This window comes from Streptomyces sp. HUAS CB01, from assembly GCF_030406905.1.
GTDB classification, from domain to species: Bacteria; Actinomycetota; Actinomycetes; order Streptomycetales; family Streptomycetaceae; genus Streptomyces; species Streptomyces chengbuensis.
Genome location: NZ_CP129137.1, coordinates 5,135,514 through 5,149,674, shown reverse-complemented (window position 1 = coordinate 5,149,674; position 14,161 = coordinate 5,135,514). Strand labels below are relative to the sequence as shown.

The window sequence follows — 14,161 nt, the reverse complement described above, 5'->3', positions numbered from 1 at the left end:
GGGACGGGCGCGGGCTTGATCCACGGAACAGGGAGCACCATTTGAACGACTAATGCCCCACACCTGTGGACAACTTTTTCCGCCGGCCGGCGATGACGGGCATTCTGATGCCGTACGGAAAGGGCTCGCCGGATTCGGTGCCGGTGGGACCGGTGAACGGGCGGAACGCGTACGGAGCGTGAACCGAGCGCGGACGGAACGGTGTACGAACGGGGGCGGATGATGCATCCGGTGGTGAAGCCTGCGCTTCGGCAGGCATGGCGGGACCTGCGTTATGTGCAGTTCGGGGTGACGGCGGCGCATGCCGTGGTGATGGGGCCGGTCGACACGGCGACCGGCAGCCTGCTGTCGCTGTTCGACGGTACGCGGGGGCTGCCCCGGCTGCGCCAGGAGGCCCGGGCCATAGGACTGCCCGACGGCCATGTCGACGCGTTGCTGGAGCGGCTGGCGGAGGCGGGCCTGGTGGACGACGTGACGGGCGGCGGGCCGACGGCGGCCGCGCTGCGGAAACGGACGGCAGCGTACGAACGGCTGCGCCCCGACCTGGCGTCGCTGTCGGTGGTCCATCCCGAACCGGGCGGCGGGGCGGCCCGGTTGGCCGCCCGCGGCGCGATGCGGGTACAGGTGCGGGGCGCGGGCCGGGTCGGTGCGACGCTGGCGGCCGTGCTGTCCGCCTCCGGGGTGGGTCAGGTGGAGGTGCTCGACGGAGGGCGCGTGGAGCCGTGGGACGTGGCGCCGGGCGGGGTGCCCGCGGAGGCCGTGGGTGAGCGCAGGTCCGTGGTCGCGCAGCAGCTCGTGCGCCGGTCCGCCCCGAGCAGGGCGCGGCGAACGCCGCGTCGGCCCGAGGGCGGACCACCGGAGCCCCCTCCGCTCTCCTTGGTGATCGTCGCGCCGCGCGACGGCCTCGCGGCGTACGTGCCGGATCCGGGGACCGCCGAGGACTGGATGACCACCGGGACTCCCCATCTGTACGCGGGTGTTGTCGAGGCGTCCGGCGTGGTGGGTCCTCTGGTGCTGCCCGGGGGCTCGGCGTGCGCGAACTGTCTGGCGCTGCGGCGGGCCGACCGGGATCCGGTGTGGCCGAGAATGACGGCCCAGTGGCGGACCCCCCGCCACCGGGTTTCGGGCCCGGGGCCGTGCGACCTCGGGCTCGCCACGACGGTCGCCGGCTTGGCCGCCTCGCACGCCCTGTCGTTCCTGGACGGTGAACTGCCCGCCGGCACTGGGGCGCGCTGGGAACTGTCGATGCCGCTGCTCGAGTGGCGATCGCGGCAGATCCGGGCCCATCCGGACTGCCCCTGCGGGGCCGCTGGGCAGACTGAGGGGGAGCGCGCCTCGGGGGCGGGAACGCCGCACGACACAATGACCCGGGTATCAGCGTCGACGGAGCAGTGCCAGATGGCGGACTCGGCACGGCAGCTGGGAATTGGAGGGGCGCATGTCTGATCTTCCCCGGAAGGCGGTCACCCGTACGGCCAAGTTGGCCGCTCTGCCACTGAGCTTCGCCGGCCGTGCCACATGGGGGCTGGGCAAGCGGATCGGCGGCAAGTCAGCGGAGATCGTGGCGCGAGAGCTGCAACAGCGCACGGCGGAGCAGTTGTTCAAGGTGCTCGGCGAGCTGAAGGGCGGTGCGATGAAGTTCGGGCAGGCGCTGTCCGTCTTCGAGTCGGCCCTGCCCGAGGAGGTGGCCGGGCCCTACCGGGCCGCACTGACGAAGCTTCAGGACGCCGCGCCCCCGATGCCGACGCGCACGGTCCACGAGGCGCTTGCGGAGCGGCTGGGCGAGGACTGGCGCGAGCTCTTCCTGGAGTTCGAGGACAAACCGGCGGCCGCCGCGTCCATCGGCCAGGTCCACCGCGCGGTCTGGCACGACGGGCGCGAGGTCGCGGTGAAGGTCCAGTACCCGGGAGCGGGCGAGGCGCTGCTCTCGGACCTGTCCCAGTTGAGCCGCTTCGCCAGGCTGCTGGGGCCGCTCATCCCGGGCATGGACATCAAGCCGCTGATCGCCGAGCTCCACGACCGGGTCTCGGAGGAGCTGGACTACGAGTTGGAGGCCCAGGCCCAGCGGGAGCACGCGGCGGAGTTCGCGGGCGACCCCGACGTGGTGGTGCCCGATGTGGTGCACCAGGCCGACCAGGTGCTGGTCACCGAGTGGATCGACGGGACACCGCTGGCAGAGGTGATCAGCGGCGGTACGCAGGAGCAGCGCGACCGTGCCGGCCAGCTGCTGGCCCGCTTCCTGTTCTCCGGCCCCGCCCGGACGGGCCTGCTGCACGCCGACCCGCACCCCGGGAACTTCCGGCTGCTGCCCGCCGCCGATGCGGCGGAGGGCGAAGGGGATCCGGCCGAATGGCGGCTCGGTGTGCTGGACTTCGGCACGGTGGACCGGCTGCCCGGCGGACTGCCCAGGACCATCGGCGACTCGCTCCGGATGACGCTGGAGGGAGAGGCCGAGGCGGTCTACGGGGTCCTGTGCGAGGAGGGCTTCGTCAAGGAGTCGATCGACCTCGACCCGGACGCGGTGCTGGAGTATCTGCTGCCGATCATCGAACCCGCGGATGCGGACCGGTTCACCTTCTCCCGCGGCTGGATGCGGACCCAGGCGGCACGGATAGCCGATCCCCGTTCTCCCGCGCACCAGTTGGGCAAACAGCTCAATCTGCCGCCGGCCTATCTGCTGATCCATCGTGTGACGTTGAGCACGATAGGCGTGCTGTGCCAGCTGAACGCGACCGTGCGGCTGCGGGACGAACTGGAGTCCTGGCTGCCCGGTTTCCTGGCGGGCGCCGAGAGCGGCATCGACACCGAGGCCGACGCGGAGGCCGTGGCCGGCGGCATGGTGGCGGAGGCCTGACCCTTTCCCGTCCGGTCGGACGCGGCACGCCCCCCGGCCTCCGGTCGGCCGGGGGCGTGGGCGTCCGGCCGGGAGCACGGCGCCCGGCCGGAGGGGCGTTCACCACCAGGACGAGTCGAGCCGCCCCTCGATGGCCCTGATATTGGCGCGTGCGCACTCCTCGCAGAAGTAGTGCCGCCGCCCGTTCTCGACGGAGCAGGTCCAGGTGGGAGGAGTGCCGTCGGCGACCGCGCCGCACCGGGAACACACGACGTTCTCGGCACCCGGCTGCGCAGGGTGATGAGTCTGTTCGTCCACCACGTGACGATAACCCCGTAGGGCGTGCGGGAGAGGGCAACGCACCGCGGGGGCCGGTCCCTCGGACCGGCCCCCGCGAGAGGCGCTGATGAGTGCGGACGGCCGGGCCGGCGTCGTCGGACGGCGGCCTGACGGCCTGGTTACTGCATGACGGCCATGGCCAGCGCGCGGCGGGCGCGCAGGGACGCGCGCTCGGCACGCCGCTGCATCCGCCGAGCGGTCGCCAGGCGCTGGGCCCGGCGCTCCGCGTCGGCTTCCCGCAGGCGCTCGTGCATATGCGCACGGGCCAGGGCTTCTGGGATGAGTTGCATTTCACGGGTCCTGTTCTGACGCGAGGCGTTCGCGCCGATGGTGGTGACGTCTGAGGTCGCGGAGCCGGACGGCTCGCTGGTGGAAGAGGTCATCGGGGCCTGCTTCTGGGGGTCGTGCGTGAGGGGACGGTCGACGGTGCCTGGGTGCGCGTTCATGCCGCGACCGGGTTCTTGCGCGGGCGGCCACGCGGCCGCTTGCGGGCGACGACCACACCCTGGACGAAGAGCTCTCCGCCCCAGACACCCCACGGCTCACGCCGCTCCTTGGCACCGGCGAGGCAGGCCTCGACCAGCGGGCAGGTACGGCAGAGGGACTTGGCGTACTCGACGTCCGCGGGCGACTCGGCGAAGAAGACCTCCGGGTCGTAGGAACGGCAGGGGACGGGTACGCCGAGGTTCTCGATGGCGTCGTCGAGCGCGGTGAGCGCGGTGAGGGGGGTCAAGGTGGAGTCCTCCGTGAGACCGGGCGGGGGGATCGTTTGGGAAGGCGGTACGGACGGGGCGTGCGCTTCGAGTTGCACGGTGGTGTTTTCCTCGTCTGTTCGTTCCGGTCGGTGGACCGGGCTTCGGCTGGTACCGGGTCTTGCTGGTCCCGAGGCCCCTTCGCTCTGTTTCCTCATCGGGGAAAACAGAAGGGCCGCGGATCCCGGGTGGGGTTCCGCGGCCCTGAAGGCGCCGGCCTGATGCTGGATCAGGCTGGATCACTCCAGGGTTCGAGCCCACGGAAGGCCCACATCGTGTGGTGCTGCGTCGTCTGCTTCTGGGTTCCGGCACTGGCCGCCGCGAGGGCATAGGCCTGGGCCTCTGCCGCCACTACTCCTGCTTCCAGTGCCTTGGTCGGTCGCTCATTGCGCTCCCGGACGGGCAGACCCGCGCCGGGGGCGACCGGACGGGCGGCCGCGAAGCCGGACAGACCGGTGCCAATGAACGCCGAACCGGAGAGGCCGAGCGAGCAGGCGGAGACGACCGAGCGATCGGTCATTTCGACGGTCGTGCGGATGAAGCTGGTGTTGATGCTGATCACTGGAATCGCCTCCTCTCGGCGTCTCGGGGACCGGCCGGGGCCGATCACGCGTATTCGGATAAGTACAGCACGGCAACAGGGCTTCGGAGAAGCCGCCGTTCCCGTGGTTAAGAACCTATGGGGACGACCGGCGCGCGCGCAAACCATTTTCTCGACGAGTTTGCATCAGTCGTCCTCAGCGCTTCCGCCGACCTCCTGGCCTGCGCAAATGGCCAGGACATCGGCGCCGAAGCGGTCGAGCTTGCGTCCGCCGACCCCCGAGATCCCGGCGAGCTCCCCCTCGGTGCCGGGCACGGTCTCGGCGATCGCCATGAGGGTCTTGTCGGTGAAGACGCAGTACGCCGGCTGGCCCAGCTCCCTGGCCTGCTCCGAGCGCCACTCGCGCAGACGCTCGTACAGCGCCTCGTCCATGTCGGACGGGCAGTCCTCACAGCGCATCAGCTTCATCTCACCGGCGTCGGTGAGCGTCTTGCCGCACACCCGGCACAGCACCGGACCGCGTCGCTTCCGGCGGCCTCCGGCGCCTCGCTCGATTCCTCCGGCGCCACCGGCCGTTCGGGTGCCTGGGGCCGCGGAGCCGGGCCTGAGCCCGTTCAGGAAGCGGGTGGGGCGGCGGGACGCGCGGCCGCCGGGCGAGCGGGAGAGCGCCCAGGAGAGCGACAGATGGAGCCGGGCGCGGGTGACGCCGACATAGAGGAGCCGGCGCTCCTCCTCGACCTGCTCGTCCGTCTTGGCGTACGTGATCGGCATCATCCCCTCGGTGAGCCCGACCAGGAAGACGGCGTCCCACTCCAGGCCCTTGGCCGAGTGCAGGGAGGCCAGGGTGACGCCCTGGACGGTCGGGGCGTGCTGGGCGGCGGCGCGCTCGTCGAGCTCGGCGACGAGATCGGCCAGTCCGGCCCCGGGCCGGACCCGGGCGAAGTCCTCGGCCAGCCGGACGAGGGCGGCCAGCGACTCCCAGCGGTCGCGCACCGCACCCGACCCGGCGGGGGGCTCGGTGGTCCAGCCCTTGGTGGACAGCACGGCCCGGACCTGCGAGGGCAGGTCCTCCGCGTCGTCCAGCAGGGCGTCGTTCCCCCCGGCGCGGGCCGCTCCCCGCAGCGCGACACCGGCCTCCCGGACCTCGGCACGCTCGAAGAACCGCTCCGCGCCGCGCAGCTGGTAGGGCACGCCCGCGTCGGCGAGGGCCTGCTCGTAGACCTCGGACTGGGCGTTGACCCGGAACAGCACGGCGATCTCGCCGGCCGGGACGCCCGCGGCGATCAGGTCGCGGATCCGGCGGGCGGTGCCCTCGGCCTCGGCGGGCTCGTCCCCGTACTCCGTGTAGGACGGCTCCGGGCCGGGATCGCGCTGCGAGACCAGTTCCAGCCGGTGCTCGGCGGCGCGGCCGCGCGCCTGTCCGAGCAGACCGTTGGCCAGGTGGACGACCTGGGGGGTCGACCGGTAGTCGCGCACCAGCTTGACCACCGTCGCCTGGGGGTGACGCGTGCGGAAGTTCAGCAGATGGTCCGGGGTGGCTCCGGTGAAGGAGTAGATCGTCTGGCTGGCGTCACCGACGACGCACAGGCTGTCCCGGTCGCCGAGCCACAGCTCCAGCAGCCGCTGCTGGAGCGGCGACACGTCCTGGTACTCGTCCACCACGAAGTGCTGGTACTGGCGGCGGATCTGGTCGGCGATGTCGTGGCGGTCCTGGAGGATGCCGACGGTGAGCAGCAGCACGTCCTCGAAGTCGATCACCGAGCGGTCGCGCTTCAGCTGCTCGTACAGCGCATAGATCTGGCCGATCTCCGCGGGGTCGCGCGGCGCGTCCCTGAGGGACTTGGCGACGGCGGCGGGATAGTCGGCGGGGACGGTCTGGGTGACCTTGGCCCATTCGATCTCGCTGGTCACGTCCCTGAGCTCATTGCGGTCGAGCCGGATCCGGCAGCGGGCGGCAGCCTCGGCGACGAGCTGGATCTTGCGCTCCAGCAGCCTCGGAACCTCCCCGCCGACTGCTTTCGGCCAGAAGTACTGGAGCTGCCGCAGGGCCGCCGAGTGGAACGTGCGGGCCTGGACGCCGCCCGCGCCGAGCTGCCGCAGCCGTCCGCGCATCTCCCCCGCGGCACGGTTGGTGAACGTGACGGCCAGCACGCTCGCCGGCTGGAGTATCCCGGCGCGCACTCCGTAGGCGATGCGATGGGTGATCGCACGCGTCTTGCCCGTGCCGGCGCCGGCCAGGACGCACACCGGGCCGCTCAGGGCGGTCGCGACCGCCCGCTGCTCGGGGTCGAGCCCGTCGAGCACCGCGTCCGCGGACTCGGGGACCTGAGGGAAGAGGGAGGAGTGCGTTGCTGCTGTCACCCCGCCATGCTGCCAGGTCCCGCGAGATCACCGGGACGGTTGTCCACAGGGGGAGGGGATCGGTCGTACCGGTACGGGAATGGTGGCGGGGTCGCGTGCGTTCACCTCCCGGAAACCCCCCCGTGGGGCAGCCATCCCCACCGGCCCAGAGGAGCGGGAGAAGGACATGCAGGGAACTCTGACGATGTACAGCACCACCTGGTGCGGCTACTGCCGGCGGCTGAAGAGCCAGCTGGACCGTGAGGGGATCTCGTACGTCGAGATCAACATCGAGGAGGACCCGCAGTCGGCCGCGTTCGTCGAGAAGGCGAACAACGGCAACCAGACCGTCCCGACCGTCCTCGTGGTGCCGCCGAACGGCGGCGAGAACATCGTCATGACGAACCCCAGCCTGGCCCAGGTGAAGCAGGCTCTCGCGAGCTGACGCACCGGGCCCGCACCGACCGCGCCCCCTCGGGTGAGAACCCGGAGGGGGCGTCGTCGTACCGGAGCGCGGCCGCCTCGTGCGCTCCGGTTCGCCTTCCGCGTCCGCTGCGGAGGGCGCGGAAGGCGAAGCGCCTCAGGCGGGGGAGCCCGGCTTCGGCAGGGGCTTGCCGTACCAGAGCTCGATCAGCCGGGAGGCGATCGAGATGCCGTACGGGGGAAGGACCTCCCCGGACTCGAACGCGGCGCACAGGTCCTCCCGGGAGAACCAGCGGGCCTCGTGGATCTCCTCGCCGTCCACGCAGATCTCGGACGAGGTGGCGCGGGCCATGAAGCCGAGCATCAGGCTGTACGGGAAGGGCCACGGCTGGCTGGCGACGTACTCGACGTCGCCGACGGTGACGCCGGCCTCCTCGTGGACCTCGCGGATCACCGACTGCTCGATGGACTCACCGGGCTCGACGAAGCCGGCGAGGGTGGAGAAGCGGCCCTCCGGCCAGTGGACCTGGCGGCCGAGCAGCGCGCGGTCCTCCTCGTCGGTGACGAGCATGATCACTGCGGGGTCGGTGCGCGGGTAGTGCTCGGCGCCGCAGGCCGGGCAGCGGCGGATGTGCCCGGCGGCCGCGATGACGGTCCGTTCGCCGCAGCGGGAGCAGAAGCGGTGGAGCCGCTGCCAGTTCTCCAGGGCCACCGCGTGGACCATCAGCCCCGCGTCCCTGGGCGACAGCAGCAGACCGGCCTCGCGCAGCCCCGCGGGGCGGGCGGACTGGTCCATACGGCCCGGGAGGGAGTCCTTCTGCAGGGCGAAGTAGCTGACGCCGTCCTCGTCGGTGCCGAGGAAGTACCGGTGGGTCTCGGTGGGGGGTGCCTCGAAGGCCGGGGTCGTCACCAGTTCGGTACGGCCGTCGGGGGTGTCGTCGATCAGCACCTGCCCGCCGGAGACGACGAACACGCGTGTCGCCGGGTGGCTCCACGCCGCCGCCAGCCATGCCTCGTCGAGTCGGTGGTGCGCGGCGCGGTCGATGCCGCTGGGCGCGGTGAGGCCGATGGGACGGCCGTCGGCGATGTGATCGAAGGTGCTCACAGGTGCTTCCCACTCCCCCGGATGTGACCGGTTTTCTGCGGATGACCGGTTGTCTGTCAGTGGAGGGCGCCGGCCAGGTCGCCCCACAGGTACGCGGCGGTTTCGACGCCCTTCAGCAGCAGTGCCAGCTCGACCTTCTCGTTGGGCGCGTGCCAGCCGTCGGACGGTACGGAGATACCCAGGAACAGCACCGGCGCGCCGAGCACGTCCTGGAGGTCGGCGGCGGGTCCCGAGCCGCCCTCCCGCGTGAAGCGGATCTTCTGCCCGTCGAAGGCGCGGCTCATCGAGCGGGCGAGCGCCTGCAGGGCGGGGTGGTCGAGGGGCGTGAGGCACGGCCGGGTCGCCGCACCGAACGCGATCTCGTGGCGGATTCCGGCGGGCACCCGGGACGCGATCCAGGCGCGGACCGCGTCCTCCACCCGGTCCGGGTCCTGGCCGGCGACCAGCCGGAAGGAGAGCTTCAGCCGGGCCGAGGCCGGAATGATCGTCTTCCCGCCGGGGCCCTGGTAGCCGCCGCCGATGCCGTTGACCTCGGCGGTCGGACGGGTCCAGATGCGTTCCAGGGTGGTGTGGCCGGCCTCGCCGAGCGTCCCGTACGACTTGGCCGTGCGCAGCCACTCTGCTTCGTCGAACGGCAGCTCGGCGAGGAGTTCGCGCTCGGTCGCGGTCAGCTCGCGGACACCGTCGTAGAAACCCGGAATCGCCACCCGCTCGTCCTCGTCGTGCAGCGCCGCGACGATCCGGGCGGCGACGGTGGCCGGGTTGGGCACGGCGCCGCCGAAGGAACCCGAGTGGATGTCCTGGTCCGGTCCGTGCAGGGCGATCTCGCAGTCGGCGAGGCCGCGCATGCCGGTGCACACGGTGGGCGTCGTCTCCGACCACATGCCCGTGTCGGAGACGATCACGACGTCGGCCGCGAGCCGGTCCCGGTGCTGCTCGACCAGGGCGCGGAAGTGCGGGGAGCCGGACTCCTCCTCGCCCTCGACGAGGAGCTTGAGGTGGACGGCCGGGCTCGTGCGGCCGGTGGCGGCGAGGTGGGCGCGTACGCCGAGGGTGTGGAAGAGGACCTGCCCCTTGTCGTCGGCGGCGCCTCGGCCGTACATCCGGCCGTCCCTGACGACCGGATCGAACGGATCGGTGTCCCAGCCGTCCTCACGGGCGGCGGGCTGCACGTCGTGGTGGCCGTAGACGAGCACCGTGGGGGCGTCCGGATCGTCGGACGGCCATTCGGCGAAGACAGCCGGAGCGCCTTGGGGCGCGCCCGGCGCGGCCAGGGGGACCTCCCAGACCTCGGCGGTCGGGAACCCGGTCCCGGTGAGCTTCGCCGCCAGCCACTCCGCGCTGCGCCGTACGTCCTTGTCGTGCTCCGGCTGCGCGGAGACGGACGGGATGCGCAGCCACTCGGCGAGGTCGCCGAGGAAGGCCTCGCGGTGCTGCGCTATGTACGTACGGACGGCGTTGTCCGGGGTGTCGCTCATGGCCTCGAGCCTATCCGGCGCCGGGGGCGGTCCCGCCGACCGCCCGGTCGGGGACGGACCGGGGCCCGGTGCCGTCGGGCGGGGGGTCTCCGCGCGGAGCATCGGACGGGCCCCCGCGGGCGGGACCGTCGCCGGACGGGGCCCCGCCGGACGCCGGGCGGTCGTCCAGGAGGATCCGCTCGAGGCCGGCCCTGTCGGGCAGCGCGGTGGGACGGACGACCTCTCCGGTGCGGACATGGACGAACGCCGCGCCGACGGACTCGGGCGGGAGGCCGTGCTGCTCGGCCCAGGCGAGGCGGTAGACGGCGAGCTGGAGCGGATCGGCGTCGCGGCCGCGGCCGGTCTTCCAGTCCACGATCTCGAAGGCACCCGTCGTCCCGTCGCGGTACACGGCGTCGATCCGGCCCCGGATGACCCTGCCCGCCAGGCTGACCTGTACGGGGGCCTCCAGCCGGTACGGGACACGGTCGGCGTACGGCGTGCGCTCGAACGCCTCCTTGAGCGCGGCGAGCTCGCGCTCGTCCTCGATGACGGCGTCGTCCGGGTCGCCGCCGGGCAGTTCGTCCGGCCCGAGCATCGGCAGCGGCAGTTCCTCGAAGCGCGCCTCCACCCAGGCGTGGAAGCGGGTGCCCCGACGGGCGGCGCGCTGGGGCGGACGGGGCATGGGACGCGCCAGTTCCCGGGCGAAGCCGTCAGGGTCGGCGGCCAGCCGCAGCAACTGCGACGCCGACAGCGACGCCGGCAGGGGGACCTCGCGCACGGATGCGCGGGCCCGGCGGAGCTCGCCGGTGAGCGCTTCGAGATCGCGGTCCCAGGAGGCGATGACGCGGGCGTCCTCGGGCGTGAGGGGCTCGGCACGCTGAGCGGGCAGCCGGGGGTGGGGCAGGGAACGGGGGCGGGCGGTGGGGTCGTCGCCGTCGTACGGGGCGCCGGGGGCGAGCCCGCCGGGCGTGAGCCCGCCGGGCGTGAGCCCGCCGGGCGTGAGCCCGCCGGGCGTGAGCCCGCCGGGCGTGAGCCCGCCGGGCGTGAGCCCGCCGGGCGTGAGCCCGCCGGGCGTGAGCCCGCCGGGCGCGGGAGCCGAAGGCTCATGGGGCTCTCCGGGCGCCCCGGGAACGGGGGCGGCGGAGCCGGGGGCTGCGGGGGCGCCGGGGGCCGCCGACTCGTCGGATGCGGGCCTTTCCGACTCGTGGTCGCCGGACGCGGGGTCGCCGGGGGCTCCGGGCGCGCCGGACGCGGGCCTTTCCGACTCGTGGTCGCCGGACGCGGGGTCGCCGGGGGCTCCGGGCGCGCCGGACGCGGGCCTTCCGGATTCGGGGGCCGAAGGCTCGTGGGGCTCTCCGGGCGCCCCGGCGGGCGCGATGCGCCCCGGGGCTCCGGGGAGTGCGAGGTCCGCGCCGAGCAGGCCGGCGGCCCTGTCGTCCTCGTCGGGCACGACGCCGGCGTCCTCGCCGTCCTCGCCGTCCTCACCGGGCCACGGCTCGTCCGGCCACGGTTCGTCGTCGGGTTCCGTGAGGTCCTCGGGCCAGAGGTCCTCGTCGGACGGGTCGTCAGGGAGGGCGCCGGTGGCTCCGGCCGGCGCAGTGCCCTCGAAGTCGAAGAGGTCGAACCCGTGGCGTCCGGGCGATCCCGGAGGCCCGTCGTCGAGCACGGCCGGGGGCCGGCCCGGACCCGCCATGGCGCCGGTGCCGGTGCCGGTCATCAGCGCCAGATGGGCCAGCACCGTGTCCGCGGCCGCCCGGCGGCGCGCGGTCGCCGTGGGATCCAGCGGAAGCGGCCACGCCTGCTCCGCCGTCGCGGCGCGGAGCGCCGGGTTCTCTGCGTCCTCCTCCGGTTCCTCGGCCCACGCCTCGATCTCGCCGAAGCCCGCGGCGCAGTGGTCGTACAGCGCCTCCAGGAACGCTGACGGGCCGCGACGGCGCTTCTGGGTCGGGCCCCACCAGTGGGCCGAGCCGAGGAGCAAAGACCGAGGGCGGGTGAACGTCACATAGCCCAGCCGGAGTTCCTCCGTGTGCTGGTGCTCCTTCATCTCCTCCTTGTAGGCCTTGAGGCCCTTCGCGTCCCAGGCGGTGACGCCCGGCAGGGTCGCGGCGTCGCCGCGCAGCGCATGGGGCAGGACCTTGGCCTGGGAGGTCCAGGACTCACGGGAGCGGGTGCTGGGGAACTGGTCGGCGACCAGCCCGGGGACCGCGACGACGTCCCACTCCAGCCCCTTGGACTTGTGGGCGGTGAGCACCTTCACGGTGTTCTCGCCGCCGGGCAGCGCGTTGTCGAGGCCCTTCTCGTACTGCTCGGCCGTCCGCAGGAAGCCGAGGAAGGCCAGCAGCGTCGCCTCGCCGTCGAGCGAGGCGAAGGACGCCGCGACGTCGAGGAAGCCCGCGAGGGTCTCACGGCGGCGGGCGGCCAGGGCGTGGGGCGAGGCGGAGAGTTCCACGTCCAGGCCGGTGGTGGCCAGAACGCGGTGGAGGACGTCCATCAGCGGGTCGGCCAGGGAGCGCCGCAGGTCGCGCAGTTCGGTGGCGAGGCGGGCGAACCGCACCCGGGCCTCGGCGGAGAACGGCAGGCCGTCGTCCGGTCCGGCCTGTTCCAGGAAGGTGTCGAGGGCGTCGGCGAGCGAGACCACCTCGGCCGGGTCGGTGCCCTCGACGGCGGCGGCGAGCCGCTGGTCGGCGTCCGCGCCGCCGTCGTCGCCGGAACGGTGGACCAGCAGGCGGGCCCGGCGCCCGAGCAGGGCCAGGTCGCGGGCGCCGATGCGCCAGCGCGGCCCGGTGAGGAGCCGGACGAGCGAGGCGTTCGCGCCCGGATCCTGGAGCACCTCGCACACCGCGACCAGGTCGGCGACCTCCGGCAGGTGCAGCAGACCGGAGAGGCCGACGACCTCCACGGGGACGTCCCGGGCGACGAGCGCGCCCTGGATCGCCGCGAAGTCCCCCGCCGTGCGGCACAGCACCGCGATCTCGCCCGGCTCCTTGCCCGTGCGGACGAGATGGGCGATCGAGTCGGCGAGCCAGTCGATCTCCTCGGCGTGGGTGGACAGAAGGGCGACCCGCACGGAGCCGTCCCGCTCCGCCCCGGGCGCGGGCCGCAGCGCCTCGACGCCCTCGTGGCGGGCGCGCAGCGGCTCGGCGAGGCCGTTCGCGAGGTCGAGGAGCCGGCCGCCGCTGCGTCGGTTCTCGCTCAGGGAGAAGCGGGTGGCGGGGCGGCCGTCGGCGTACGGGAAGTGCTCGGGGAAGTCGTCGAGGTTGGCGACGGACGCACCGCGCCAGCCGTAGATCGCCTGGCAGGGGTCGCCCACCGCGGTCACGGGATGGCCCGCGCCCTCGCCGGGCGGGCCGTCTGGGGCGGCACCCCTGCCGAACAGGCCCGCGAGCAGCAGGCGCTGGGCCACGGACGTGTCCTGGTACTCGTCCAGCAGGACCACCCGGAACTCGTCCCGCAGGATGCGGCCGACCTCGGGGCGGGTGAGCGCGAGCCGTGCGGACAGGGCGATCTGGTCGCCGAAGTCGAGGAGGTCCCGGGAGCGCTTGGCCTCGCGGTAGCGCACGACGAGGTCGAGCAGCTCCCGGCGGGCGGCCGCCGCCTCGGGGACCTTGCGCAGGTCCGCGTTGCCGAGCTTGACGCTCTCCAGTTCGCTCAGGAGCGCGGAGTCGTGCGCGCGGAGTGCCTCCGGGGCAACGAGGTGCTCGGCCAGTTCCGCGTCGAGCGCGAGCAGGTCGCTGACGAGGGTGGGGAAGGACCTGGTCAGCGCGGGGTAGGGGCCCGGGGCCTCGCGCAGCACGCGTGCGGCGAGCTGGTGGCGCGTGGCGTCGGCGAGCAGCCGGGAGGTCGGCTCCAGACCGATGCGGAGGCCGTGGTCCGTGAGGAGCCGTCCGGCGAAGGCGTGGTACGTCGAGATGCTGGGTTCGCCCGGCGGATCGTCCGGGTCGATCACGTCCGGGTCGGTCACCCCGGCCCGGACGAGGGCCGTGCGGACGCGCTCGGCGAGCTCGCCCGCGGCCTTGTTGGTGAAGGTCAGCCCGAGGACCTGCTCGGGGGCGACCTGGCCCGTGCCCACCAGCCACACCACCCTGGCGGCCATCACCGTCGTCTTCCCGGACCCCGCCCCGGCCACGATGACCTGCGGCGCGGGCGGCGCGGTGATGCAGGCCGTCTGCTCCGGGGTGAACGGGATGCCGAGCAGCTCCTTGAGCTGCTCGGGATCGGTGATGCGTGCGGACACCCCAGAGAGGCTAACGGCGACCACCGACAGTGCCGGCCGCCGGTGGTCCCGCGCGGGTGGGCTCCCGGGGTCGTCCGCGATCCCCCCGCGACCGCGCGGTGGGCTCCGGCGGGCGTGCGTACCCCGGCGGACGC

At 73.4% G+C, this 14,161-nt stretch carries 11 protein-coding genes; 3 read left to right on the top strand and 8 right to left on the bottom strand.

Features of this window, described 5'->3' with window-relative positions; genetic code table 11:
- Positions 1-222: 222 nt before the first annotated feature.
- Together QRN89_RS22875 and QRN89_RS22870 are read left to right on the top strand one after the other, a co-directional pair.
- Positions 223-1,446: a TOMM precursor leader peptide-binding protein gene (locus QRN89_RS22875; protein ID WP_290353822.1), complete on the top strand. Its 1,224-nt coding sequence runs from the start codon at positions 223-225 to the stop codon at positions 1,444-1,446.
- Positions 1,439-2,854: an ABC1 kinase family protein gene (locus QRN89_RS22870; protein WP_290351258.1), complete on the top strand. Its 1,416-nt coding sequence runs from the start codon at positions 1,439-1,441 to the stop codon at positions 2,852-2,854. The genes QRN89_RS22875 and QRN89_RS22870 overlap by 8 nt, the downstream gene beginning before the upstream one ends.
- A 99-nt stretch (positions 2,855-2,953) precedes the next feature.
- On the opposite strand, the gene QRN89_RS22865 is transcribed toward QRN89_RS22870, so the two are convergent.
- The 5 genes from QRN89_RS22865 to QRN89_RS22845 all read right to left on the bottom strand — a co-directional run bounded on the left by QRN89_RS22865 (position 2,954) and on the right by QRN89_RS22845 (position 6,826).
- Complete coding sequence (locus QRN89_RS22865) at positions 2,954-3,151, bottom strand: hypothetical protein (RefSeq protein WP_290351256.1); 198 nt, start codon at positions 3,149-3,151, stop codon at positions 2,954-2,956.
- 140 nt (positions 3,152-3,291) lie between these two features.
- The gene (locus QRN89_RS22860) at positions 3,292-3,618 is read right to left on the bottom strand and encodes a putative WhiB-interacting protein (RefSeq protein WP_290351255.1); all 327 of its coding nucleotides are present in this window, start codon (positions 3,616-3,618) and stop codon (positions 3,292-3,294) included.
- Positions 3,615-3,983, bottom strand: coding sequence for a WhiB family transcriptional regulator (locus QRN89_RS22855; protein WP_290351254.1), 369 nt, complete (start codon positions 3,981-3,983; stop codon positions 3,615-3,617). Before QRN89_RS22855 ends, QRN89_RS22860 begins: the two co-directional genes overlap by 4 nt.
- 170 nt (positions 3,984-4,153) lie before the next feature.
- Positions 4,154-4,486 carry a hypothetical protein gene (locus tag QRN89_RS22850; RefSeq protein ID WP_290351252.1) on the bottom strand — a complete coding sequence of 111 codons (333 nt, stop codon included), beginning with the start codon at positions 4,484-4,486 and terminating at the stop codon, positions 4,154-4,156.
- A gap of 165 nt (positions 4,487-4,651) precedes the next feature.
- On the bottom strand, positions 4,652-6,826 hold the full coding sequence (locus QRN89_RS22845; protein WP_290351251.1) for an ATP-dependent DNA helicase UvrD2: 2,175 nt from the start codon (positions 6,824-6,826) through the stop codon (positions 4,652-4,654).
- Positions 6,827-6,992: 166 nt separating this feature from the next.
- On the opposite strand from QRN89_RS22845, the gene QRN89_RS22840 reads away from it, so the two are divergent.
- Positions 6,993-7,250: a mycoredoxin gene (locus QRN89_RS22840; RefSeq protein ID WP_290351250.1), complete on the top strand. Its 258-nt coding sequence runs from the start codon at positions 6,993-6,995 to the stop codon at positions 7,248-7,250.
- 135 nt (positions 7,251-7,385) lie between these two features.
- On the opposite strand, the gene nudC is transcribed toward QRN89_RS22840, so the two are convergent.
- From nudC to QRN89_RS22825, 3 genes are read right to left on the bottom strand one after another with little or no spacing between them, the layout of a single operon-like run.
- On the bottom strand, positions 7,386-8,333 hold the full coding sequence (gene nudC / locus QRN89_RS22835) for an NAD(+) diphosphatase (RefSeq protein ID WP_290351249.1): 948 nt from the start codon (positions 8,331-8,333) through the stop codon (positions 7,386-7,388).
- 56 nt (positions 8,334-8,389) lie between these two features.
- The gene (locus QRN89_RS22830; RefSeq protein ID WP_290351248.1) at positions 8,390-9,811 is read right to left on the bottom strand and encodes a dipeptidase; all 1,422 of its coding nucleotides are present in this window, start codon (positions 9,809-9,811) and stop codon (positions 8,390-8,392) included.
- A 10-nt stretch (positions 9,812-9,821) separates the two neighbouring features.
- A complete protein-coding gene (locus QRN89_RS22825) occupies positions 9,822-14,027 on the bottom strand; it encodes an ATP-dependent helicase (protein ID WP_290351247.1) in 4,206 nt (1,401 codons plus the stop codon).
- Positions 14,028-14,161 lie beyond the last annotated feature (134 nt).

Coding starts and splice junctions, on each gene's coding strand:
- QRN89_RS22860 (WP_290351255.1), bottom strand. CDS start 3,618: ATGAACGCGCACCCAGGCACCGTCGACCGTCCCCTCACGCACGACCCC.
- QRN89_RS22875 (WP_290353822.1), top strand. CDS start 223: ATGCATCCGGTGGTGAAGCCTGCGCTTCGGCAGGCATGGCGGGACCTG.
- QRN89_RS22870 (WP_290351258.1), top strand. CDS start 1,439: ATGTCTGATCTTCCCCGGAAGGCGGTCACCCGTACGGCCAAGTTGGCC.
- QRN89_RS22840 (WP_290351250.1), top strand. CDS start 6,993: ATGCAGGGAACTCTGACGATGTACAGCACCACCTGGTGCGGCTACTGC.
- QRN89_RS22830 (WP_290351248.1), bottom strand. CDS start 9,811: ATGAGCGACACCCCGGACAACGCCGTCCGTACGTACATAGCGCAGCAC.